The sequence below is a fragment of the Paenibacillus senegalimassiliensis genome (assembly GCF_001486585.1).
Lineage (GTDB): Bacteria > Bacillota > Bacilli > Paenibacillales > Paenibacillaceae > Fontibacillus > Fontibacillus senegalimassiliensis.
In genome coordinates this window covers 257,471-281,099 of the sequence record NZ_LN909043.1, presented here as the reverse complement: position 1 = coordinate 281,099, position 23,629 = coordinate 257,471, and the positions used below count along the sequence as shown (strand labels likewise).

Here is a 23,629-nt window from a genome sequence, read left to right as displayed (position 1 = left end):
CCTCTGCCCCTCCTTTTGTCCATAGACCTAGTTATTGTCTATTGCTTCCCCAAAGGTTGTGCCTGACTTCTCACTATTTCTCTTGCACAGTGCCCGCAAGTTCCCAGCGGTGGGCAAATTTCTGTAGCCGCGGGTGAAGGTCCGCTGGTTCTGCGGTCAGTAATAGACGTACCTTGGTAATCCACTCCTCAAAGGAAAAGAAAGAAGCGAATTGATTAGCTACCTCTGGCGTCAAATATATAAAATGCGGGGCAGGATATTTCTCTGTCAGATGGCGAAGCGCCGTATCCATGGGCGTATATTTCTTACGCTTGCCTTCCCATCCCTCGACAGTAATGGAAGAAGAACCGTGCTCCCGCTTCCATTCATGCAAGCGGTCTTCCCGGCGGTAAAAGGCAGACACAGGCTGCTTCGTCATTCTCCGTACCGTCTCCTCATGTAGCGGGTACAGCACCAGCTTCACGAATTTGCGAGCCGCAGCCTCGGCAGCCGCAAGCTCCAAATCCGTCTCCTCCATGTGCTCAAAGGAATCATAGAAGATTAACGTGCCTCTCCGGTCCGCCACTGGGGGTTCATAGCCAAAGGGCACCTGAATATTTTGTCTCAAGCTGAATATCCTCCTTGAAGTGTAGCCTTAATATGTGCTTTGCTTGAGATTTTACCATAAGTCCCCAGTCCAATTCAGCCTGCTACTGTAAAATTTCCTGTCAGTTCCCCCCTACGAGGTATGTGAGAAATCTCCTAAAATAAAAATGAATATGAGTAGGATCACATTTTTTGATCAATATATTGTGCTATACTCACGAAGCACAACAATATATAGAGGGTGAATGATGATGATAGTCTTAAAACGTGACGGGTCCGAAGTACCCTTCGATCAACAAAAAATCATTGACGCTATCTGCGCAGCCATGAATAGCACAGAGAAGAAAATTGATATGGACGTAGCGCAGAAGGTCGCCGATAAAGTTACCACCAAGATCTCCAGGCTGGAGAAGATTGATATTGAGCATATTCAGGACGAGGTGCAATCCGCCTTGATGAACAGCCGCCGTAAGGATGCAGCCGAGGCTTATATCGGCTATCGTGAAATCCGTACTTTGAAGCGGCGCGAACGCAGCAGCCTGGACAAGAAGGTACTGGGCCTTCTGGATCTGACCAATGAAGAGGTACTCAAGGAGAACTCCAATAAAGATGGAGCTACTATTCCTACCCAACGTGATTTACTGGCCGGTATCATGGCCAAGGACTTCGCGCAAACCTATATGATTCCCAAACGTGTGGTAGAATCGCATAATAACGGTAGCCTGCATTTCCATGATCAGGATTACAGCCCCTACTTCCCCATCTACAACTGTATGCTCATTGATCTTAAGGGTATGCTGGAGAACGGCTTCAAGCTAGGGAATGCGCAGATTGAAACTCCACGCTCCATTACAACAGCGACGGCCATTACGGCACAGATCATTGCCCAGGTCGCCAGCCATATTTATGGTGGGAATACGATTAACGAAATCGATAAAATCCTGGCTCCTTATGTGGCCAAGTCCTTCGCCAAGCATTATGCTAACGGACTAAAATGGCTGTATTCGCTGGATCAGGAGACGATTGCACAGCTCGATATTGCTTACGACAATCAAGGCTTGCACGAACGCTTCCCGAAATGCTTCGATTATGCCAAGGAACTAGCCGAGAAGGAAACCTTCGATGCCTTCCAGTCGCTGGAATATGAGATTAATACCCTGGTGAGTGCCAATGGACAAACCCCGTTCAGTACGTTTGGATTTGGCCGCGGACTCTCCTGGGAAGAACGGCAAATTCAAATTGCAATTCTGCGGAACCGAATTCGCGGACTGGGCAAGGACGGGAAGACGCCTGTATTTCCAAAGCTGATCTTCGGATTGGAAGAAGGGGTTAACCTTCATCCGGGTGATCCTAACTACGATATCAAGCAACTGGCACTCAAATGCAGTACGCTTCGTATGTATCCGGACATTATCTCTGTACCGAAGGTAACTTCCATTACCGGGTCCTTCAAATTCCCGATGGGCTGTCGTTCATTCTTGGGTGTATATGAAGAGAATGGACAAGAACTGCATGATGGACGCTTCAATATGGGGGTCGTGACGGCGAACCTGCCGCGCTTGGCCATTCAAGCCAAGGGCTCTGAAGCTGAATTCTACCGTCTGCTCGATGAACTGCTGGATGTATGCAAGGAAGGCTTGATGTACCGGATTGAGCGCCTGCGGGGTGTTAAGGCCAAGGTTGCTCCTATTCTTTATATGGAAGGTGCAGCAGGAAGTCGTCTACAACCCGAGGATACGATCGATCATTTGCTGATGAACGGCCGGGCCAGCATTTCGCTAGGTTACATAGGCATTCATGAGACCGTTCTGTCGCTGTACGGGCAACATATCTACGATGATACCAAGCTATGGCAAAAGGGACTGGACATCGTGCGGTACCTGAGCGAACAAACAGCGCGGTGGAAAGATGAGACCGGGTACGGCTTCAGCTTGTATTCTACCCCGGCCGAATCGCTCTGCTATCGGTTCTGCAAGCTGGATGAGGAACGTTTTGGCGTGCTGGATGGCATCACTGATAAAGGCTATTATACGAACTCATTCCACCTAGATGTGGCCAAGAAGGTAACGCCTTTTGAAAAGATTGAATTTGAGAAGGAATATCCCGTTCATGCCAATGGCGGTTTTATCACCTATTGCGAATTCGACTCGCTCGTGCAAAATCCGGAGGCGCTGGAAGCCGTATGGGATTATGCCTACGAACGCGTACCTTACTTTGGAACCAATACGCCAACGGATAAATGTCTGGAGTGCGGCTATGAAGGCGAGTTCGAAGCTACTAGCAGTGGATTCGAGTGTCCGAATTGCGGCAACCGCAATCCGAAGACCTCCTCGGTCATCCGTCGTTGCTGCGGCTATTTGTCCGAACCAAGCCAACGCCCCTTCAATGAAGGCAAACAGCGGGAAGTGCTAGCCCGCGTTAAACATATGTGACATGACCATGTATATAGCAGATTATAAGAAATTTGACGTGCTGAACGGAAGAGGTCTGCGTAATTCCCTATTCGTCTCCGGCTGCACTCACCATTGCAAGGGCTGCTTCAATGCGGCAAGTTGGAACTTCAATTACGGTTTTGCTTACACGCCCGAATTCGAACAACAGGTTATTGATGATTTGCAAGTTCCGGATATTCGAGTATCCGGCCTTTCCCTGCTGGGCGGCGAGCCCTTTCAGAATGTGGACGGACTACTTGGGCTGGTCAAGCGTGTACGCAAGGAATGTCCGGATAAGAACATCTGGGCCTGGTCGGGCTACACCTTCGAGGAACTTATAGCTGACTCCGCCCGTCTGGAATTACTAACTCATTGCGATGTGCTCATCGATGGCAAATTTGTGCTGGAACAGCGGAACCTTAAGCTGAAATGGCGAGGTTCGGAGAACCAGCGGGTGCTTGATGTGCAAGAGAGCCTGCGCCAGCAAGCTGCGGTCCGGCTCTATCCCGAGTAACGCCTGAGACCGTTTAGTTTGAGCTTGAGAGTGAATAATCTAAAGAAGCTTCCCGCCTTATTGGATAAGGACGAGAAGCTTCTTCTTTTGATACAAGACCTACCGCCCTATGCGGGGCAAGCGCTCGGATCTCTGATGTATACGCATCACGAACAGGCAAGCCAGCAAAAGGATTATCGTCGTTAGCAGGCTTCCTTCTGCACCAAAGCTCCCGCCAGAAATAACCGGATGGCCCTGTACTTCAGAGGTCATTAAAGAGCCTCCTTCTGTACCGGAAACCGCGAGCCCAAACACATTCCCTTGTACAAAGTTCCAAGTCAGGTGAAAACCAATCGGAAACCATAGTCCCCCCGTGATTTCTCGAGTCATTGCAAAAAAGATACCCACGAGAAATATATTAAGTAGTGGTAGGGGGGTTGCCAGAATCCCTGGGTTGCCCAAATGCAGCAGGGCAAACAAGAGGGAGGGGATCCACACCGCTGCACGCAAGCCGTAACGGTGTTTGATTAGCCCTTGCATATATCCTCGACACAGCAACTCTTCGCTGATGGCAACAAAGGCAAAGACGATGAATTGAATGCCCACCAACCGCCAGGTTGCGGCGTCACCATGGACGGAAATAATCTGTAACCCGCCCAATGCCCAGATGCCAGCAAAGCTTAGCGTAATCAGTCCCACTCCGATCAGCATGCCTAAGCCAGTATTCACAGCCATGCGAGGCTGGCGTAGTCCCAGCTCCCAACGATGCCTCCGTTCAAAGATGGCATACATGATGAGCGGAGCTCCAATCATCGCTATATTCGTTACAAGCTGCCCGCTCCAATCCATCTGTCCTCCCGCAATCGTCAGCAACGTCGACCCCGCCACAACGAGCAGGACAAAAATCAGTACAGTAAGCAGTATTTTTCCCAATATCCCAAACGCTTGCTTCATCTTCGCTCTCCCATTCCTTAAATATGTAGCCGGTCCCGTAAAGAGGTAATATGCGCTAGATGATGATTGCCATGCCAAGCATAATTGCCTAAATTATAGCCGAGGCTTGTGGTCTGCTCCGTAGCCGGATGGATGAACGACTTCTCATAATCGGCATCACTTAATGACTCTAGCAAAATCACCCATCGATGATGCAACGCCTCCAGCAAAGACAAGGAAACCTCCACCCCGGCTCTGGAATCAGCCAACTCCGCCCACCGTTCTTCATAGTAAGGCCGAATGGTTGGTGTATCCTCTGTTAATGCCAGCTTGAACCGGATATAAGCGTTCATATGGCTATCGGCCACATGGTGTACCACCTGGCGTAAGCTCCAGCCGCCTTCCCGGTAATTCAAGTTCAGTTGTTCTTCGCTCAGTCCCTCAACAGCCTCTCTCATTCTGGCAGGCAAAGCAGCAATCTCCTTGATCCATACCTCCCGCTGGGCCGGTGTCACAGCACCTTCGAATTCAAACAGGCCAATTGGATATCTAGGGTCCATATACAATTCCTCCTCTTTATTGAGTGGATTCATTATACTCCTTCTGGGTGGTGGTTCATACCTCCATACGCACTGCTTGAAGGTTAATTACTTGCGAAAGCAGACGCGATACCGTCCAAAGGGGCCGAAAAGGCGCACTAACGATTCTAGTGCACACTAACAGGAAATTCTCCCGCTAATTTATGCAAAATGACTGAATTCTGAGATTTAACTGGAAAAACTCCCTATAATTCCGTGCTTTAAGCCCATTTTCGGCGATATAGTCCAGATTAGATGGATGAATTCCCTATAATGGTGTGTCCTCACTCCAAATAGCAAGTTTTATATGGAGAATTTCCCGTTCATTGGTGCGGTTAATCGCGCTTAAAGGTCACCGATTGGCGTAAAATCATGCAGCCAGTTCAACTCGCTGTCCTCCATAAACCGTGCTGGCCAATCGAGCCCATCTGTCCCCCATGCAGCAAATGATTTGATGCTCTGATAGAAGGCTTCAACTTGCTCCGCTGCCGGTTCTCTCAAGATATCATTAATTACTTGCATCAGGCCTGATGGTTGTTGAGGAGCTTGCTCCAGCACCTTCAGGAACCATTTATGGTAAGGATACAGTATTTCGTTATGCGCCAAAATCAATCGTCCACCAAATAGTATCAATTGATTCACCGAGTGCCGGAGCAAATACAGATTTTCATGCTTACGCGCTTCTTCGGCGTACCATCTCCAGGCCTCCAGCTGCGCCATAAAGCGGGCTATATTTTTCTGTTTTTGCTCTACAGGATATCGGACAATATCTGCCAGCAGTTCCTCCAGACCATCCAGCTTGGAGAATACCGGCATTGCCCCCTCAAAGGCAAAACGGGCCGGTTCGCTGCCCTTCGCGGCAACCTGGCGCAAAAAGGCTTCAGACACATATTTGCCGTCTACGTAACCCGACTCATATGCCGTAGACTCGTTCTCCCAGTAGGTAAGCTCTCCCGTAACCCGTCTGCGCAAATAATTCTCATCGGACACAATGAGCATTACATCCACATCCGAGGAAGCCTTGGCAAAACCATGGGCAATCGAGCCCGATACAAGGAGTGCCAAAATATCCTCCCTTCCCGACATCTTCTCTTTAAACTTGTTAATAGCCTGCTCATGATGCTCGAACATCTGATTATCCCCCTCTACTTACGCTTGTCCCTACCTTCCTTCTCCCTGATCCACGAGTCTAGCCGGGTATCCTCCCAATCCGCCATATCCAGCAAAGTTTGGTAGGGATCGCCGGCCAAGCCGAAATATTCCGCGAAGGCAGGTTCGGTTTTAAGGCCATTTGTCTTAAGCTGGCGTATGGCTTGTAACGCCTGGGCACCTGCTATCTCCAGCAGCCGATGCTCGATAACCATATGCCGATAGGCATTCTGCTTCGTTACCGGTAACGGTTGGCCGAAGATTTCGAACCAGAAGCCACCGTAGCTGAAATTTGCCACCATTCGCGGCACTCCAGCAACTACCCTGCCGGAACGACTGTATTCGTCACAAGTGCCGAAGTGCCGATCCAATACCAATGCGAACACTTCCGCATCATACACTTCGCAAATAATATCCAGATCGCTTGCAGGGATATCAATATTCAGCGGAATCGTTCCGGCCAACACAGGCTGATACTCAGCCAACCTTTGCATAATCTGCAATTCCTGTATTACCCGATAGGCCCTTTGCTGGCGGTCAGTCCCCTGCTGCAAGTAATCCAAATTCAAGAAATTCATCCTAGCCGCCCTCCTTATTTCCGTTACCCTCCGCTAAGAAAGGCTGATACATCATTAGGGCATGATTCTCCGTGATGGGTTCATCTTGAACCAGTTCATTGTCCATATTATAAATTTTTCGGCGAATACAGTTATGCCTGGTATACCCTCCCCAAAATTGCTGGGCCATTCGATGTTCGGTCTCGTAAACGTAGTAACGATAGGCTGGCTCTGCCACAGAACGCCATTCTCCTACCAAATGCTCAGAGGTCAAATTTAGCCTAAGCTGGTAAGGCTGATTCGTGGGATTGTATATTTGCAAATCAAGATAATTATAGGCGCAGGTTGCCCCGCTACCGAAGGGCTGGGTTCTTGCTGCATCAGGGAATACGTCATAGCTGTGACGATGCCGCTCAGTTACACTTAACGGGGTATGTAAGGTCATCCAGTATATCAAATTTGATAACTGGCATAAGCCTCCCCCTATTCCCCGTTTGAACCCTCCGTAGAACAATACCATTCCCTCAGTATATCCTTTTCTCCGGGTCGGCTTGCCGATCAAACGCCAGTAGGAGAACGTCTCTCCGGGTCGAATAATGATCCCATCTAGTTTGGGAATGGCTAGTCGAAGGTTGGTAATTTTGCCGTACTGGAGCTCCATATCCACGTCCTTCAATCGGCGCAATAGCGGAGTTTCGTGCCTGAATACACGATGGGGCAAGCTCTCAATTGATTGCTGACGAGCATAAGCTACACCGTCTAGCAACCATTTCAGATACCTTTTATATGTAAAATATTGCTTTCCTACCAAAAGTCTCAACGCTGAACGGGGAACTGGTCTGAGCATACAACATCTCCTTTCATCCCTGTCTTCCTCTATCAAACTTTAGTTCGCCGTCCCTCTCTCCCATCCCTGCCTCGTTAATGCACGGATCGTTACTCACAGCACACTTCCTACTGCGAACGAAAAAAGCAAAAAGAGCCCTGCCGCTCTCCATCAAGGAGACGACAGGGCCTGCTCGTATTAATCTACACTCATATAACGGTTATAGGCATCCGTGCGAATCTTCATCAGCTTATCCAGCCCCATGTCGTTCAGCTTCTTCACGTAAGCATCCCAACCTTCTTCGATGCCGCCCTTGGTCACCCACTGAGCGCGCAGCGCAGCCACATAGCTATCGATGTCTGTCGTCAGCGTTGGCAGCTCCTGAAATTCCTCAGCCGTGTACATGACGTTAGGGAATGGGTCGGTTACGTATTCGCTGCCGAGCTTATCAATTTCCAGCTTCAAGCCGTCCCCGGCTTCCTTGTTCAACACGATCTTCTCCTCGAAGGCCGGGCTGACATATTTCGGACCAAAGTCACGCAGCGATTGCTCCCAATACCAAGCATCTGCACTGGTTCCTTCTGGCGGGTCCATTAAGGTATAAGTGCCGTCATCGTTCTTCTCAATAACTGTCCCAATCGCACCCCAGAAATTTTGAATGCTGGCTTCATTTGTATAGAACTGATCCGCCCAGCGGGCTGCTACTTCCGGAAATTTGCAAGAACTCGTAATCAGCATTTCGTTGCGGTTAAAGCTCATACCATTGGGATTTCCCGGATTGTAACGTTTCCCATCCGGTCCAGCAATCGGTGGGATCATCGCGTACTCGTCACTCCATTTGCCAAATACGGCATCCGGCGTCCATTGGTTGCTGAAGCCAACAATGGCTGCATCCGCATTTTGCTGCTTGGCTGAAGTCATCGTAGCATCCTGAGTGAACAGTTCCTTATCGATCAGGCCCTCCGTATACAGCTTGTTGGCAAACTTCAACCCTTCCTTGTATTCCTCACTGACCGGATAGAACACCGGCTGGCCATCCTTGACCAGCATACTATTGGCGTTAATGTCAGTAATACCGAACGGATTCAGGAAATCCGGGGCCAGCCCCGTTTCTGTATACGGAATTTCATCCGGCTTGCCATTGCCATTCGGGTCTTGCTCCTTGAACGCTTTTAGCACATTATAGAGATCATCGGTCGTGTCAGGTATAGGCAACCCCAGCTTATCAAGCCAAGCCTTGTTAATGACTGGCTGGTTTTTTGTTTTTGGCCGCGAAGGCAAACGGGTTGGCAGAGAGTAAATTTTACCGTCCGGGAAGGTGCTAATCTTCTTCAGTTCCGGTGTTTCGGCCATCGCCGCCTTCAAATTCGGCATATATTGATCAATATAGTCATCCAGCGGACGGAAATAGCTAAGGTTATTTACGATGTCCGAATCGGAGAAGGTTTGATTCCCCAGAATAATATCAGGCAAGGTGCCACTTGCCAGCATAATGGATTTCTGCTCACTCCAGTCATTGGAGGAGACCACTTGCCACTCAATTTTCACGTTGGTACTGGCTTCCAGATCCTTAAGCCACTGATTTTGGGTAAAGGTATCGCCCATATTGCCCCAGCGCATGGTCAACACTTTTAACGTCACCGGTTCAGTTACGATAGGAAGACCTTCTTTATTGAAGTTTTCTGTTTCGCCTTGCCCCGTATTACCTGTGTTGCCTGGATTGGCAGAACCGCCACTTCCGCAGCCCGCTAGTCCCAGTGCCAGTGTACCTGCAAGAATCAAGGACATCCATTTCCTAGACGAGAATCTTCCTGCCTTCTTGTTCATTTGAATTCCCCCATATGTTCTTAGTGAAGTAGCATAGAATTCAGACTAACTCTTAACGGCGCCAATCATCACCCCCTGATTAAAATATTTCTGTACGAAGGGGTACACGCACATGATCGGTACCGTAGCGATGATGATGACAGAATAACGCATCAGATTGGCCATCCGAAGAGCAATTTGGGCTGCCTCTCCGGTTCCCATACCCGATTGCATCTGGTTTGTAATCAGGATATTGCGCAAAATGAGCTGCAACGGATGCAGATCCGAATTTTTCAAATAAATCAAGGCGTTAAAATAGGAGTTCCAATAACCTACCGCAATCCATAAGCCCAGTACCGCAATGATTGCCTTGGACAAAGGCAACACGATTTGCGCAAAATAGCGCAGATTACCGCAGCCATCGAGTTGCGCGGCTTCCCACAAATCCTCGGGAATGCTGGACTGGAAGAACGTTCTCGCCACGATGATATCATAGACGATGACCGAGAAGGGCAGTACCATAACGAGAAACGTATCATACATATGAAAATCGCGAATCGTCAGGAAGGTAGGAATCAAACCGCCGCTGAAGAACATGGTAAAGATGAAGAACAGCGAGAGAAATTTTCGTCCCACCAAATCCTTGCGAGATAACGCGTAGGCCGCAGAGATATTGACGAATAGTCCAATGGCCGTGCCCACTACGGTGTATAATATGGTGTTGCGATAGCCAATCCAGATATTCTCATGCTTGAACAATTCCTTGTATCCGTCCAGCGTGAAGCCCTTGGGCAGTACCCAGACCTGACCACCCGCGACGGCCGACGGGTCACTGAAGGAAGCGATTACGATAAAATACAGCGGATAAATTAACACGATCAGAAACAAAACCGCAAAGGTGTAAAGCAGGATATCCATCACTCTATCGGATGACTGAGGATGAGTCTTCCCTGCGGCGGGACGCACTACCGGATTTACGGAGTTCATAGTCTTTCTCCTCCCTTACCAAAGGCTATTCTCGCTGAATTTCTTGGAAATCTGATTGACGAGAATAAGCAGCATGAAGTTAATAACGGTATTGAACAAGTTGACGGCCGAGGAGAAGCTATATTGACTGCTGAGCAGACCAATCTTGTAAATGTACGTAGACAAAATCTCACTTGAGGTGATATTCAAGTCATTTTGCATGAGGTACACCTTCTCAAAGCCAACCCCCAGCAAGCCGCCAACCCGCAGGATCAACAGTATAATTGCCGTAGGCATCAGCATCGGAATGTCGATATAGCGTACCTTATGCCAGCGGCTGGCTCCGTCTACCGTCGCTGCCTCGTATAAGCTAGGGTCCACCGTAGATAGCGCAGCGATAAAGATGATGCTATCCCAGCCCACATGCTGCCAGACATCCGACCAAACATAAATACTGCTGAACCATCCCGCTGACCCGATTAAGTCCGGCGCCTCTCCACCAAATAGCCTGTATAAATTGCCGACCAGTCCTGTGCTCGGTGAGAGCAGGATCAGCATCAGTCCCACCATCACGACCGTTGAGATAAAATGCGGCATATAGGATACGGTCTGGAAAAAACGGCGGAAGCGGCCCGCCTTCATCTGATTCACCATCAAAGCCAGCACGATGGGAATCGGAAACGTAGCTATACTATACAAGCTGATAATAATCGTATTCTTTATAGTTGTTGAGAACTGATAGGAATTGAAGAACTTCTCAAAATGCTTGAATCCCACCCAGGGGCTCGCGTTAATGCCAAGCGCCGGACTATAGTCCTTGAACGCAATAAGTACGCCGTACATCGGCTTGTATGCAAAGAGCATCGTCAGTATCACTGCTGGTAACAGTAGCAAATACAGTCCACTGTTTCGCTTGATTTGCCCAAGGGTCCGCCCCAGATTGGAAGCACCCGATTTCATGACATCCCCTCCCTCTTTTTTTGTATATATCCTCCTGTTTGCCCCCTTAGTATAGCGCCCGCACTTGGGCAATTATCGGACCAGAAGCAGCCGTTAACCGGACTTTTTCATGTCAGCCTGGTCTCAGCCTGCTGGGTACAAGCTTGGAATTGACGGAAACAGGACCAATTCTGGCGCTATCCGGACCAAGGTGGCATAAACGTGAAAAAGCCGCCCGCACTCCGCATAGGTTGAACATCTTCAACCTATTTCGAAGTGCGACCGTCCTGATTAAAGGATTAAGCTGCTATTGCGTGAACACCTGATAACCCCATGCTGCCAAGTTAAACGTATGACTCGCTCCAAGGGCGGTACTGGACGATCCAAAGGCATTCTGGTAGGTACCCGCAGCATCGCCGAGCTGCACAGTGGAGGAACGCGGTGTACCGGACAGGTTCAGCAGCACAATCACCCGGTTCCCATCCTTCTCCCGTTCGAAAGCCAGCACCTGACCGTCTGATGATGCCAGATACTTCATGGCCCCTCCGGCTTCTCCGTTCCACAGCGCCGAATTATTCTTCTTCAAATGAACCAGCGTCTTGTAGAAGGCTTGCTTGGACAGGTCACTCCAGTCAATCTCGTCTTTCTCGAAGAATTCAAGCCGTTTGTCCAAGCCTGCTTCCTGACCGGAATAAATCAACGGCATACCCGGCACTGTAAAGCTCAGCACCGCATTCAAATCCTCCGCCGCACCGAACATTTGCGACACCGTTCCCTCCCATGAATTCGTGTCATGGTTCGTGATGTAATTCATCGGATAGGAGCCGCCAGGATATCTCTGCTGCTGGGCCTCCAGGAACGAGCGCACGGCCTCGGCGCTCACGCCCCCGCCGGGAATTCCCTTCATAATGTTATAGAATAATCCCATATTATAATTGGAATTGAAGGCCTTATGAAGCAAGCCGATTTGGGTATCATCTTCGGCCAGCATATACACCGGCTTGATGGCATCCAGCGCCTCCCGTGCGTCCTCCCAGAAGTCCTGTGGTGCGCCGGAGGCAAAGTCCGCCCGGTATCCGTCAATATCCAACTCATCAACCCAATAGGTCATGGCGTCAATCATCGCAGCCCGCATATCGGCATTGTCAAAGTTAAGCTCCGCTACATCGGTCCAGCCATCGGGAGCTACAATTTCACCGTTCCCATCCGTTACATACCAGGCTTTGTTCTGAATCCACGGGTGATCCCAACCGGTATGATTAGCCACCCAGTCCAGCACGACCTTGAAGCCAAGCTCATGGGCCCGGTCTACCAAATGTTGAAAATCAGCCATTGTGCCGAACTCAGGATTGACGCCCTTGTAATCGGCAACCGCGTAATATGAACCCAAGGTTCCAACCCTGTTCTCCTCAGAGATTGGATGAATGGGCATCAGCCACAGAATCTCTACGCCAAGGTCCTTCAGGCGCGGCAGATGGGCTTCAAATGCAGCAAAGGTGCCTTCTTCCGTATACTGCCGGATGTTAACCTCATAGATCGCGGAATCCTTGGACCACTCCGGAAAATGAGCTTCGCTTCCGCCAGACCCACCGTCCCCAGGGGGCGAGGTATAAATACCAGGGTCATTTTGCTTGAGATAAATGGTGCGATATTGCCCCAATTGGTTGAAGGTCCGCTCCACTCCATCCTTATCGCCAGTCACCCGATTGACGACGATGAAGCTAACCTTTTGCGCACTCGCACCTAACGCTACGTCGATGTAGGCACCATAGTCGTCCACTTGCTCCCCGGAAAATGCGGACGCTCCCTCTGGCCAGCTACCTTCCTCTTCGGAGGGTACGGATACGTCATCCCATAGCCATAGTCCCCAGTCCCCATACTGGCTATCTGTCCGCTGGTAATAGACGCGCAGATTGCCCTCGGATGGTCCGGAAGGCGGCTCCAGACTAACCACATCCGAGCCTTCCTTGATCCAGACCTCTTTGGGTCCGGAAGCGGATAAGCTGACGTATTTATCATTGGCATCCTTCACACCACTGATCTTGTTCAGCACGATAAAGTTAAGATGAGCCGCATTGGCCTTGAGAGGCACATCAATATAGGCACCATAGTCTGAGGTCTGGAGATTGCTGAAGGAGACCGCCCCTGCGGGCCATTCCCCCAACTCTTCAGACGGAACGGCTACATCTCCCCACAGCCATAACCCCATGTCTCCATACTGCTGATCAGCCCGTTGGTAATGTACCCGTAGCGTATTTGCCGGAACATCGCTGGTCAGAGCTCCCACCAAGCTTCCTTCATCTGCGGCCAGGACAGGCGAAGCAGCCCCCAAGCTGCCTGCTGTTAACGTCAAGACCATAAGCCAAGCGACCATCATGGCTGTCAAAGACCTGAAACGGTTTGTCACTGTTCATTTCCCCTCTCTAACATCATCTGAAAAGCGTGGTGCAGCGTTACAGTTCGATTATTATCGGTTGATTATGGATGTATAAGCGTCCGTCAGTTACCGTTACTTCACGATGATCAATGAGATTCTGATATATACCGTCCCCAAGCCCCACCTCCACTTCGGCTGCCCTTCCCTGCAAGCTGAACACACCGATGAGCTGCTGCTGTCCCATCGCATATCTTCCGATTACAGCGCCTTCTTCATCAATGGCCGTAAAACGGCACATCCCCAAGGACATAATCTCCTTCTGCTTGAGAGCATACAAGGCCTGGAACAACCAGGATAAGTCTTCACCTGATTGCCAATCAACCGGTTCCTTCCCGAACAGATCCGGGCAGATGACACTCGCCCGTTCCTGACCTCCATAAATTAGCGGGACTCCCTTCTGGAAATACATGAAGGCCGTCCAGTGGAGCCATGCTGCTTCATTCGGAAGCAAGGCCGCAGCCCGTGCCCGGTCATGATTCTCCAGAAATCGCAGCTTTACGTAATTATCGGAATAGGTATATTCCTGGCTATTGATTCGGTCCACGTACTGGCTGAGCGTGTTGCCACCAGACAAATAGCCCGCAAAATAGGGGTAAATGTCATAGTCATAACAAACGTCAAAGGCTTGTAAAATTTCCGCATCCGACAAGCCGGTCATACCTCTGGAGCGCAAGTGGAGAATAAAATCAGGTTCCACGGATTCTGCCAGCCACAGACATTGCAGATTGACCTCGGCCACAGCCTCACGGGCATGTAGCCAGAAGTCCAGCGGCAGCAATGAAGCTACATCACAGCGGAAGCCATCCACCAGTCCTGCCCACATCTTCAAGGTATCCACTTGAACTTCCCAAAGCCCCTTCTGGCTGTAATCCAGATCAACGATATCGCCCCAATCACCAATCCGGTTGCCCAGAGCACCTTCCGGTGTACGGTAGAAAAACTCGGGATGATGTGTAACCAGCCAGGAGTCGGGCGAGGTATGGTTATACACCACATCGATGATGCATTTCATGCCATAATCATGAATGGCACTGACCAGTTCTTTGAAGTCCTCCATCGTACCCAGCTCTGGGTTGATTTCACGGTAATTACGAATGGCATAAGGACTGCCCAACGTTCCCTTGCGCGATTCAAGGCCGATCGGATGGATTGGCAGCAGCCAGATGATATCGACGCCAAGATCGCGGATGCGGCCGAGATCGGAGCGCAAGGCCTGGAATGTACCTTCTGCCGTGTGATTACGGACATACACGGAATATACGACACTGTTGCGTAGTGTTTTTTTCGTCGTTATAGCCAACTGGCATCCCCTCTTCTTAAGCATTTACAAGATTCCGGAAGACTCGCGGACAATAAGCCGATGTGGAATAACGAACCTACCAGCCGTTGATTGTCCACCTTCATCATATTGGCCCCCGATTTTGTGGATCAGCATCTCCACAGCCGTACGTCCCAATCGTTCCATGTCCATATCGACACTGGTGAGTGGAGGGTTAGACAGGGCTGCAAGCTGTGAATTATATAAGCTAACCAGCGCCATATCTTCGGGAACCCGATACCCGAGTTCATTCAGGGCACCAAGGATGCCCCAGGCTACAACATCATTGCTGGCTACCAGAGCCGTGGGGCGAGATTGAAGCTGCATAAGGCTTGACACTGCACTGCGATATGCGCCGCTTGGCCACTCCTCTCTGGCTACAATCCACTCGTCATGCCACTTCAGGTTATGACGGCGCAGAGCCCTCTCATAGCCATGTAGCCAGGCATTGGAATAGTCTTGAGCTAATGGCTGCCCCACCAGACCGATATGGGTATGGCCTCTGGAGATTAAATGGCAGGTTGCGTCATAAGCTACCCCAGCATGATCGGTATCCACAGACCAAATATGTGGATGCCGCCTATGGGGTCCGATGAGAACCACCGGATCATTGATTTCATCCAGGCCTTCAAACGAAGCATCAACAACCTTGCCGGAATTCAGTACAATTACGCCATCGACACGGCGACTCTGCAGGAGCCGCTTGATATCTCTCATCCCTGTCTTACCGTCCGAATAGGAGTCAGGGCTAATCAGAATATCGAAATTCTGACGCCGAGCCTGTGCGACAAGGCTATACATTAATTCCTTACCATACGGATGAGGATGAGAAAGGGGAGCCTCCCCATAGCCAAGCATGACAACACCGATAACACCGGCTCTATGCGAGGCTAATCCCTTGGCCATCCTGTTGGGCTGATACCCGGTAACTGCCACAGCCCGTTGAACTTTGCGAGTAATCTCCATTCCTACTGTTGGATGACCAGATAATACCCGCGTCACGGTGGCGGGAGAAACTCCCGCTCTGCGGGCAACCTGCTTAATCCCGGCCTTCACGAATGACTCTCCGTAGCTCTGGCGACATCCACAACGTAGCAGAACACATTATTTAGCGCCTGCATAACGGTTGTAGGCTTCCGTACGGATCTGCATCAATCGCTCCAGCCCCATATCGTTCAGCTTCTTAATGTAAGTGTCCCAATCCTTGTCAATTCCGCCTTTCGTAACCCAGCCCGCGCGCATGGTTGCAACATAGCTATCAATATCCGTGGTTAAGGTCGGTAATTCGCGGAATTCGTCGGCAGTGTACATCACGCTCGGGAACGGCATCGTCACGAACTCGCTACCAAGCTTATCGATCTCCAGCTTAAGCCCATCCCCGGTCTCCGGATTAAGTACCAGCTTCTCCTCGAAGGACGGACTGACATATTTCGGTCCGAAGCTCCGCAGAGATTGCTCCCAATACCAAGCGTCGGCGCTTGTGCCTTCCGGCGGGTCCATCAGCGTGTAGGTTCCATCCTCATTCTTCTGAATCACGGTGCCAATCGCACCCCAGAAGTTCTGAATGCTGGCCTCATCGGTGTAGAACTGATCAGCCCACCGGGCCGCAACCTCTGGATATTCGCAGAACGTTGTAATGAGCAATTGGTTGCGGCTCAAGCCGTTGCCGTTCGGATTACCGTTCTGATACCGTTGACCGTCCGGTCCCTTAAGCGGCGGAATCGCCACATACTGATCTCCCCATTTGCCAAAGACCGCATCGGGCGTCCATTGATAGCTGAAGCCAACAATAGGAGCCTCCATATTCTGCTGCTTGGCCGATGTCATACTCCCGTCCTGGGTGTAGAGTTCCTTGTCAATCAAGCCCTCGCTGTATAATTGGTTGGCCCATTTAATCCCTGCCTTGTATTCCTCAGAGGTCGGAATGAACAACGGCTGGCCGTCCTTCACCATCATATTGTTGTTGTTGAGATCCGTAATGCCAAAGGGATCAAGCAAAGCGCCAAGCCCTGCCTCGGTATACGGAATCTCATCCTTTTTGCCATTTCCGTTAGGGTCCTGCTCCTTGAACGCTTGGAAGACCGTATGGAGATCCTCAATCGTATCAGGAACTGCAAGTCCCAACTTGTCGAGCCATTGCTTGTTGATCACAGGCTGGCGCGTGCTCTTGGGGGAAGCTGGCTGGCTCGCTGGCAAGGAATACATTTTCCCGTCCGGGAACGTACTGATCTTCTTAAGCTCTGGCGACTGTTCCATCGCCGCTTTGAGATTAGGCATGTAGGTATCAATGTAATCATCCAGTGGACGGAAGTAGTTCAGGTTATTGATAATGTCCGAATCGCTCAGCGTCTGGTCACCGAGAATAATATCCGGCAACGTACCGCTGGCTAGCATAATGGACTTCTGTTCGTTCCAGTCATTAGAGGAGACAACCTGCCATTCGATTTTGACATTGGTGTTCTTCTCCAGATCCTGTAGCCACTGATTCTTCGTAAAGGTATCGCCCATATTGCCCCAACGCATCGTTAACACCTTCAAAGTGATCGGCTCGGAAACTATCGGCAAGCCCTCTTCGTTGAAACCGCTTTCTGTATTGGCGTTACCGCTGCCATCATTGGCTGGCGCACTGGCATTGTCTGATGTTCCGCCACAGCCCGTCAAGACCAGGGCCAGAGCCAGGACCAAGGTCAGCGCCATGGACCATCGCCGGCTAGCCGGCATTTTCATATTCAGCTTTCTCATGTTAACCCCCCGTTAATGTTGAATGTCGAGTTTTCCTACAGCCGTTTGATCACCTTTAGTATAAACTCCCAGCATCTGACAAACTGGACTCCTTGTGGTAAAAATCCGGACCTTTGCCTAGAGCTTGTCTTCTGCCCGTCCTATTGGGATGTAGGGGAACAGGCAAGTTATGACGTTATTCAGACCTTCCTATGTCCTTTTCGGACTTTCCGGATCAGCCGCACCAATCGCGTATTCTATTTTAAAATGAAAGATTTATAATAAAGGTAATGCCACATAAAAGCGCATTCATAAATACATAACACATCATTTTAGGGCGCGCTGCGATTGCGCGCGGGAAAGGTTGCAGCGAGGGGGAGCCATGGACAAATCTACGGAAAATAAACAGTATCCCATTCGGCATTATGTCAATATCATGTTCCTCATTTCCTTTATTGTCCTGGTCGTGGATTTTGCCATCAGCATCTCGGCGATCTCCATCGTCAAACAGCAATCCACCCGGTATTTACAGGACACGGCCAACTTGTATATTCAGCGGATTAATCATGATTTTGCCTATATTAATCACTATATCGGCTGGACCCTGGCTAACGACGAAAGCCTGCGGGCCATGAATACAAGCAGCATGAACAGCATCGAATTTTTTGAGGGAAATGAGAATTTGCATAAACGCTTTAACGAGCTGCAAAAAAACTATGGTCAGGAATATAACTTTTTTGTCTATTTGAAGAAACAGGACTTTTTCCTCAACTGCGCTCCGATCAGCATTCCCTACTCTCATTATGTTCAGCTTAAGGAGCAGATCATGGCCAATGTGGAGGCGGACCGGAATGTATATGAGAAAATCTATTCGAAATGGACGCCGGTGAAAATTGACGATACCTATTACATCACGAATATTGTTCCGTACTACGACAGCTATATGATCAGTCTCGTCTCGGCCGATAACCTTATCCGCCCCTTGCGGCAATTAAACTTGGGGGAGAACGGCTTCGTCTCGCTGATTGACAGCAGCAACCGGCATTTGAGCAGCCCTGTCTCCAATAACGGCAAACCGCTGGTGGAAATGCCTCGCCCCTCTTCCCTGCCGAATCTGTTCCAGGCTGGCACGACCGTGGATGGAGAGTTCACCGATGCTTCCTTCCATGTGCAACTGGTCATTCAGTTCGGAGCGTTCGAGAAGATTATGGTGGCCCAGCTTCTGATCATTCTTCTGGCGGTAATCCTGACCTGTAGCCTGGGCTTTATCCTGCTTTATTTCCGTAACAAAGTGCTGCTCCCCATCAAGAGCTTCTCTTACAATTTGGCTTTCTGGACGGAAGACGGAGAGCCCCTGGAATTTGAGAGCAGCAAGATTGTGGAACTGGAGCGGGCAGGGAATCAATTTGTCAATCTGGTCAGCCAAATCAAGAAATTCAAAATCGATTTGTATGAGCGGGAACTTGAGAAGCAACGCATTCAACTGGATTATATGAAGCTGCAAATCAAACCTCACTTCTTCCTGAACTGTCTGACCAACATTTATAGCATGGCACAAATGCAGATGCATGAAGAAATTGAGCAAATGGCCTTATCTACCTCAAAGTATTTTCGTTATATCTTCCAGAACGATGGAGATTTTGTGAGGTTGGGGGATGAGATCGAGCATGTCCGGATCTATCTCGATATTCAAAAGCATCGATATCAGAACGCCCTGGCCTATCACATTGAACAAGCTGACGAGCTAGTCGATACCCCTATTCCTCCGCTCGTCCTGCAAACCTTTGTAGAGAATGCCGTCAAATATGCGGTATCCCGAGTCTCGGAGGTGCAGATAAATCTCTTCGTAAGGGCTAATGAAGGGGAGGGAAAGAAGCGAATGACGATTGGCATAACTGATACTGGACCGGGATTCCCACCTGATATTCTGCATGATTTGCAGCAGGGTCTGCCCCTGGATCAGTCGGCGGGAACTCACATCGGAATCATGAACACATTACAACGCTTGAATTCTTTGTACCATGGCCTGGCCGACGTATCCTTCTCCAATGGCAGGAATGGCGGGGCCTGCGTCACTTTATCCCTTCCGGCTTATGTCGGAACGAACAGGAGTGTAGCCCGATGAATGCATTAGTCGTTGATGATGATTATTACGTTGTTACCGCCTTGGAGAAGAAGATTGACTGGGCTGAGCTTGGCATAGAGAACGTGTTTACAGCGAACAATGTGGCGCAAGCAAGGGAGGTATTACAGCTACATCCGGTGCAAATCCTGATCTCGGACATAGAGATGCCTCAGGGCAGCGGACTGGAGTTGCTGGCCTGGATTCGGGAGGAGAACTACGCGGTGCAAGCCATCTTCTTGACGAATTACGCAGACTTCAATTATGCACAGAAAGCCATTGAGCTACAAAGCTTCGAATACTTCCTGAAGCCGATAGAATTCGATAAGCTCAAATTGATTCTGCAAAAGGCCATCGTACAGGCGAAAGAGTTACAAAGTCGGGAGAAAGCCATTCAGGAGGGGGGCTATTGGCAGAAAAATCAGGCTAATCTGGTGGAATACTTCTGGCGCAAGCTGGTCGGCGCAAGTGTCTCCGCTCCCGTCAAGCCTGCGGTGGTGGTGCAAGCCATGGAGGACCAGCATCTCGTCTACTCGATGAACGATCTGATTCAGCCGGTGCTCATTCATGTGTTCCCTTATAACGGCAGCATGGGGCGGGAGGAGAAGAGCTTGTTCGACTTCGCCTTGCAAAATGTTCTGCATGAATTGTTACAGGGCCCCAGATTTACCGCTGAAGCCGTGCTGGAATTTCGTGATTATCATTGGATGGTTATTCTCAAATGGAAGCAGCAGCCGGAACCTGCTGTGCTGGAGGAATTGTGGAGTTCATGGTTCGAGCGAGCTGGCGCTTATTTGAAATGTGATGCCTGTTGTTGCATTGGACTGTCAGGCCAAATTGAGAGCATCGGGCCCGTGCTCCATCAGTTGCTGGCTATGAATGATAATTTGCCCAAGACGCGCAACCGCACTTACTGGGCAGAACGGGATGGGCGGCCAAGGCAGCCGGAGTATCAGCCACCTGATCTGACGCACCTGGAAGAGCTGCTGCATCAGAATAATCCCGGGGATTTCCTGAAGGAAACCTCACGTTATCTGCGGGAGCGTCTGGATCGCCAAACGCTGGACACCGCAGGGCTCGCCTTGTTCCGCCTGGACATCGTGCAGCTTGTCTATGCCTTCCTTAAGCTGAAGGGGATTGAGGCCCACAAATTGTATGCGGCCAAAGCCAATGAACAACTACTGGCGCAGTCGCTTTATTCGATCGAGGATATGGAAACGTACGTGACTTACCTGGTGCATACCGCGATGGCTTATCACGACTTCGCTGCCGAGCCACAATCCGTGGCCGAAGAGATTAAGCAATATATTCATGAGCATTACGGAGAAGACCTGACCCGCAATGATCTGGCGGAGGTGGTCTATTTGAATCCGGACTATCTGGCCCGGCTATTCAAGAAGGAGACGGGCATTTCCCTGGGCAGCTATGTCATTCAAGTCCGCATCTCTGTAGCCAAGCGGTTGCTGGAGACGACCAAGCTGTCCGTGTATGCCGTAGCCAATCAAGTTGGATATACTAACTACTCTTATTTCTCCAAGTTGTTCAAGCAAGAAGTCGGAGTGACTCCCAATGAGTATAAGAAGCAGCCAAGGGTTCAGGCCAAGTCATCTCGCCCTCTATCGCAAACGTAATAAAGAGCTAAATGCTGGCACTATTGAGGGGAAAAGGTTGACGGGGCTCCATCGATATAGGCTTGAAGCTGCTCTGCACTCGTAATCTCTCCAAAGATCGGCTGGGCAATGTCTCCATGCGGATCAATGATATAGGTAGTTGGCAGGGAGGTTACCCCGTACAGCTCAGAGATTCTGCCGGTAGCATCAAGAATGACGGGGAATTCAAAACCATGCCCCGTTAGAAATTCATTGACCGTGCCCCGCGATTCGCCCACATTTACGAACAAGGTGGTGACCTTGGAGGTCTGCTCCTGTGCCAGCCGCTCGATCAAGGGTAACTCATTCACGCAAGGCTCACACCAGGAAGCCCAGAAGTTCAACACGACAGTCTTGCCTTGACTGGCGGCCAGAGAAATCTGGCTTCCTTCACTATCGACAGCCTCAAAGATTGGAGCCGCACGGCCCACATCCAATCGTCCGTCCCCCGCTTCCTGGACATGTGAACGCCAGGCTGAAGCCACAGCCCACAACGCAGCCACAGCCAACACCAAGGCGAGCAGCCATGTGAGGGGACGTTGCCAGTTACGGTTAGCCTTCGTCATCTCGCCGCTCCTCCCAAGAACCAAGTCCCAAACTTTGCTGAAAAGCGCGGTGTAACGGAAGAGGGCCATAAAGCGCACGGAAATACTCCACCGTCCCTTCTCCGCAAATACGTCCGTTGTTCAAGAAGATGACCTCATCCGCCAACTCCTCGGCGATGTCCAGTTGGTGCGTCGAGAATAACACCGTTTGCCCTTCCAGCTTCACGCTCTTCAAGATGGCTACAAACTCCTGCATCCAATACGGGTCCAGGCCATTGGTCGGTTCATCCATCAGTATTAGAGATGGAGACGAGAGCATAGCCTGAGCGAATAACACCCGTTGCCGCATCCCCTTGGAGAAGGAGTTGACCCGCTTATGCCGCTTGTCGTCCAGACCCACCATCTCCAGCACTTCCCGAACCCGTGACTCCGGCTCCCGGCGAAGTGATGCCCAGAACGATAAGATCTCTTCCGCCGTCAAGCCTGCCGGGAATTGAAAATCATCGGGCATATATCCAATCTGCCCGGCAAATTGTTTCCGGTCTTCTTTCCAACGTAAGCCGCCTACACGAATATCGCCGGAGGTTGGCTGGAGGATGCCGGCGACCATACGCAGAATCGTACTTTTTCCTGCTCCGTTGCCCCCGCACAACCCTACGATGCTTCCAGCAGGCACCTGAAAGGACACTTCATGTACAATGGTCTGGCCTTTGATGATCTTATTCAGGCCCGACACAGTTACCAGTGGTTCAGCCATGTGTTCTCCCCCTCTCCCAGATCGCGTACACAATACTCAGCGCAGAGAGCAGCCAAAGGATAAATAAAGCTGCAAACCATAGGCTCCCGCCAGTCCCCTGAATCCACGTCACCCATTGGTAATATTCAGGACCCAGGATAGAGCCCCCGCCCAGTTTGACCACGACGAACAATCTGACGAATTCCGCCGGATTCAGCAAGGTCAACATCACTAGAAGTGGCTTGATCCACAAGTAAGGTACGAATCCGAGCAGGGCGATGAGAATCGCAGGCCAGCCGATGACAGCAAAGAACCAGACCATCACCGAGATCGTCATCGCCTGCCAGCGATTTCGGGATAAAGCGCCGATCACCAGAGCTAACGCCAGAAATAGCAGGACCAAACCACAGGAAAATAAGAAGAACAGCAGATAGGTGTTCACCTCAAAGCGCTGTCCCATTAATACTGAGATGACGCCCATTAATCCGTAGCCAAAAGAAATAATTGTAAGCAGCACAATCGCAAGCCCCGCAAACTTGCCCAGCAGGAACGGCAAGGTTCCCAGAGGATACGTCGCCAGTAAGGACCAGCTTCCTTCCTCCTTCTCCCCTGTCAGCGAGAAGGACCCCAGGAATAATGCCATCAGAGGCAGTAAATACAATATCAGGCTGAGCATTGATCCGGTAACTCCAGAATATCCGCTAATGTCAGTCTGGGCATTAATGAGCAGCAAACAAAGGCTGAATACCGAGAATAAGACCAGAAAGGAATATGCCCATGGATTGCGGAACCCTACCTTAAGTTCCTTGCGTGCAATTTGAAGCAGATCAGACATGA

20 protein-coding genes are annotated in these 23,629 nt (G+C 50.2%); 4 read left to right on the top strand and 16 right to left on the bottom strand.

Annotated elements, in window-relative coordinates:
• Positions 1-73: 73 nt before the first annotated feature.
• A complete protein-coding gene (locus BN3279_RS05045; protein WP_059049539.1) occupies positions 74-607 on the bottom strand; it encodes a hypothetical protein in 534 nt (177 codons plus the stop codon).
• 229 nt (positions 608-836) lie between these two features.
• Here BN3279_RS05045 and nrdD point away from each other — a divergent pair, with 229 nt between their 5' ends.
• Positions 837-3,017: an anaerobic ribonucleoside-triphosphate reductase gene (nrdD, locus tag BN3279_RS05040; RefSeq protein ID WP_198343567.1), complete on the top strand. Its 2,181-nt coding sequence runs from the start codon at positions 837-839 to the stop codon at positions 3,015-3,017.
• 1 nt (position 3,018) lies between these two features.
• Positions 3,019-3,531 (top strand): anaerobic ribonucleoside-triphosphate reductase activating protein, encoded by a 513-nt coding sequence (gene nrdG, locus BN3279_RS05035; protein ID WP_059049537.1) that lies wholly within the window; start codon positions 3,019-3,021, stop codon positions 3,529-3,531.
• 99 nt (positions 3,532-3,630) lie between these two features.
• Here the strand turns inward: nrdG and BN3279_RS05030 are convergent, their stop codons facing one another.
• The 12 genes from BN3279_RS05030 to BN3279_RS04975 form a co-directional block, all read right to left on the bottom strand.
• On the bottom strand, positions 3,631-4,464 hold the full coding sequence (locus tag BN3279_RS05030) for a CPBP family intramembrane glutamic endopeptidase (RefSeq protein WP_059049536.1): 834 nt from the start codon (positions 4,462-4,464) through the stop codon (positions 3,631-3,633).
• A gap of 17 nt (positions 4,465-4,481) precedes the next feature.
• Positions 4,482-5,003 (bottom strand): YfiT family bacillithiol transferase, encoded by a 522-nt coding sequence (locus BN3279_RS05025; protein ID WP_059049691.1) that lies wholly within the window; start codon positions 5,001-5,003, stop codon positions 4,482-4,484.
• Positions 5,004-5,366: 363 nt separating this feature from the next.
• Positions 5,367-6,152: a nucleotidyltransferase domain-containing protein gene (locus tag BN3279_RS05020; RefSeq protein WP_059049535.1), complete on the bottom strand. Its 786-nt coding sequence runs from the start codon at positions 6,150-6,152 to the stop codon at positions 5,367-5,369.
• A gap of 14 nt (positions 6,153-6,166) precedes the next feature.
• Positions 6,167-6,748: a DUF4269 domain-containing protein gene (locus BN3279_RS05015; protein ID WP_059049534.1), complete on the bottom strand. Its 582-nt coding sequence runs from the start codon at positions 6,746-6,748 to the stop codon at positions 6,167-6,169.
• Position 6,749: 1 nt separating this feature from the next.
• On the bottom strand, positions 6,750-7,574 hold the full coding sequence (locus BN3279_RS05010) for a VanW family protein (RefSeq protein ID WP_059049533.1): 825 nt from the start codon (positions 7,572-7,574) through the stop codon (positions 6,750-6,752).
• A gap of 177 nt (positions 7,575-7,751) precedes the next feature.
• On the bottom strand, positions 7,752-9,380 hold the full coding sequence (locus tag BN3279_RS05005; protein ID WP_059049532.1) for an extracellular solute-binding protein: 1,629 nt from the start codon (positions 9,378-9,380) through the stop codon (positions 7,752-7,754).
• 45 nt (positions 9,381-9,425) lie between these two features.
• Positions 9,426-10,346 (bottom strand): carbohydrate ABC transporter permease, encoded by a 921-nt coding sequence (locus BN3279_RS05000; protein ID WP_059049531.1) that lies wholly within the window; start codon positions 10,344-10,346, stop codon positions 9,426-9,428.
• Between the two features lie 15 nt (positions 10,347-10,361).
• A complete protein-coding gene (locus tag BN3279_RS04995) occupies positions 10,362-11,285 on the bottom strand; it encodes an ABC transporter permease (protein ID WP_059049530.1) in 924 nt (307 codons plus the stop codon).
• A 286-nt stretch (positions 11,286-11,571) separates the two neighbouring features.
• Positions 11,572-13,671, bottom strand: coding sequence for a pullulanase-associated domain-containing protein (locus tag BN3279_RS04990; protein WP_059049529.1), 2,100 nt, complete (start codon positions 13,669-13,671; stop codon positions 11,572-11,574).
• Positions 13,672-13,717: 46 nt separating this feature from the next.
• On the bottom strand, positions 13,718-15,001 hold the full coding sequence (locus BN3279_RS04985; RefSeq protein ID WP_059049528.1) for an alpha-amylase family glycosyl hydrolase: 1,284 nt from the start codon (positions 14,999-15,001) through the stop codon (positions 13,718-13,720).
• A 24-nt stretch (positions 15,002-15,025) separates the two neighbouring features.
• Positions 15,026-16,075, bottom strand: coding sequence for a LacI family DNA-binding transcriptional regulator (locus tag BN3279_RS04980; RefSeq protein ID WP_059049527.1), 1,050 nt, complete (start codon positions 16,073-16,075; stop codon positions 15,026-15,028).
• A gap of 48 nt (positions 16,076-16,123) precedes the next feature.
• On the bottom strand, positions 16,124-17,761 hold the full coding sequence (locus BN3279_RS04975; protein WP_059049526.1) for an extracellular solute-binding protein: 1,638 nt from the start codon (positions 17,759-17,761) through the stop codon (positions 16,124-16,126).
• 361 nt (positions 17,762-18,122) lie between these two features.
• Here BN3279_RS04975 and BN3279_RS04970 point away from each other — a divergent pair, with 361 nt between their 5' ends.
• Both BN3279_RS04970 and BN3279_RS04965 read left to right on the top strand, forming a co-directional pair.
• Positions 18,123-19,865 carry a cache domain-containing sensor histidine kinase gene (locus BN3279_RS04970; RefSeq protein ID WP_059049525.1) on the top strand — a complete coding sequence of 581 codons (1,743 nt, stop codon included), beginning with the start codon at positions 18,123-18,125 and terminating at the stop codon, positions 19,863-19,865.
• Positions 19,862-21,493, top strand: coding sequence for a response regulator (locus tag BN3279_RS04965; RefSeq protein ID WP_059049524.1), 1,632 nt, complete (start codon positions 19,862-19,864; stop codon positions 21,491-21,493). The genes BN3279_RS04970 and BN3279_RS04965 overlap by 4 nt, the downstream gene beginning before the upstream one ends.
• A gap of 20 nt (positions 21,494-21,513) precedes the next feature.
• Here the strand turns inward: BN3279_RS04965 and BN3279_RS04960 are convergent, their stop codons facing one another.
• The 3 genes from BN3279_RS04960 to BN3279_RS04950 are packed head-to-tail and all read right to left on the bottom strand — an operon-like array spanning position 21,514 to position 23,627.
• Positions 21,514-22,077 carry a TlpA family protein disulfide reductase gene (locus BN3279_RS04960; protein ID WP_059049523.1) on the bottom strand — a complete coding sequence of 188 codons (564 nt, stop codon included), beginning with the start codon at positions 22,075-22,077 and terminating at the stop codon, positions 21,514-21,516.
• Positions 22,064-22,813: an ABC transporter ATP-binding protein gene (locus BN3279_RS04955; protein WP_059049522.1), complete on the bottom strand. Its 750-nt coding sequence runs from the start codon at positions 22,811-22,813 to the stop codon at positions 22,064-22,066. The genes BN3279_RS04960 and BN3279_RS04955 overlap by 14 nt, the downstream gene beginning before the upstream one ends.
• Positions 22,806-23,627, bottom strand: coding sequence for an ABC transporter permease (locus BN3279_RS04950; protein ID WP_059049521.1), 822 nt, complete (start codon positions 23,625-23,627; stop codon positions 22,806-22,808). Before BN3279_RS04950 ends, BN3279_RS04955 begins: the two co-directional genes overlap by 8 nt.
• Between the last annotated feature and the right edge of the window lie 2 nt (positions 23,628-23,629).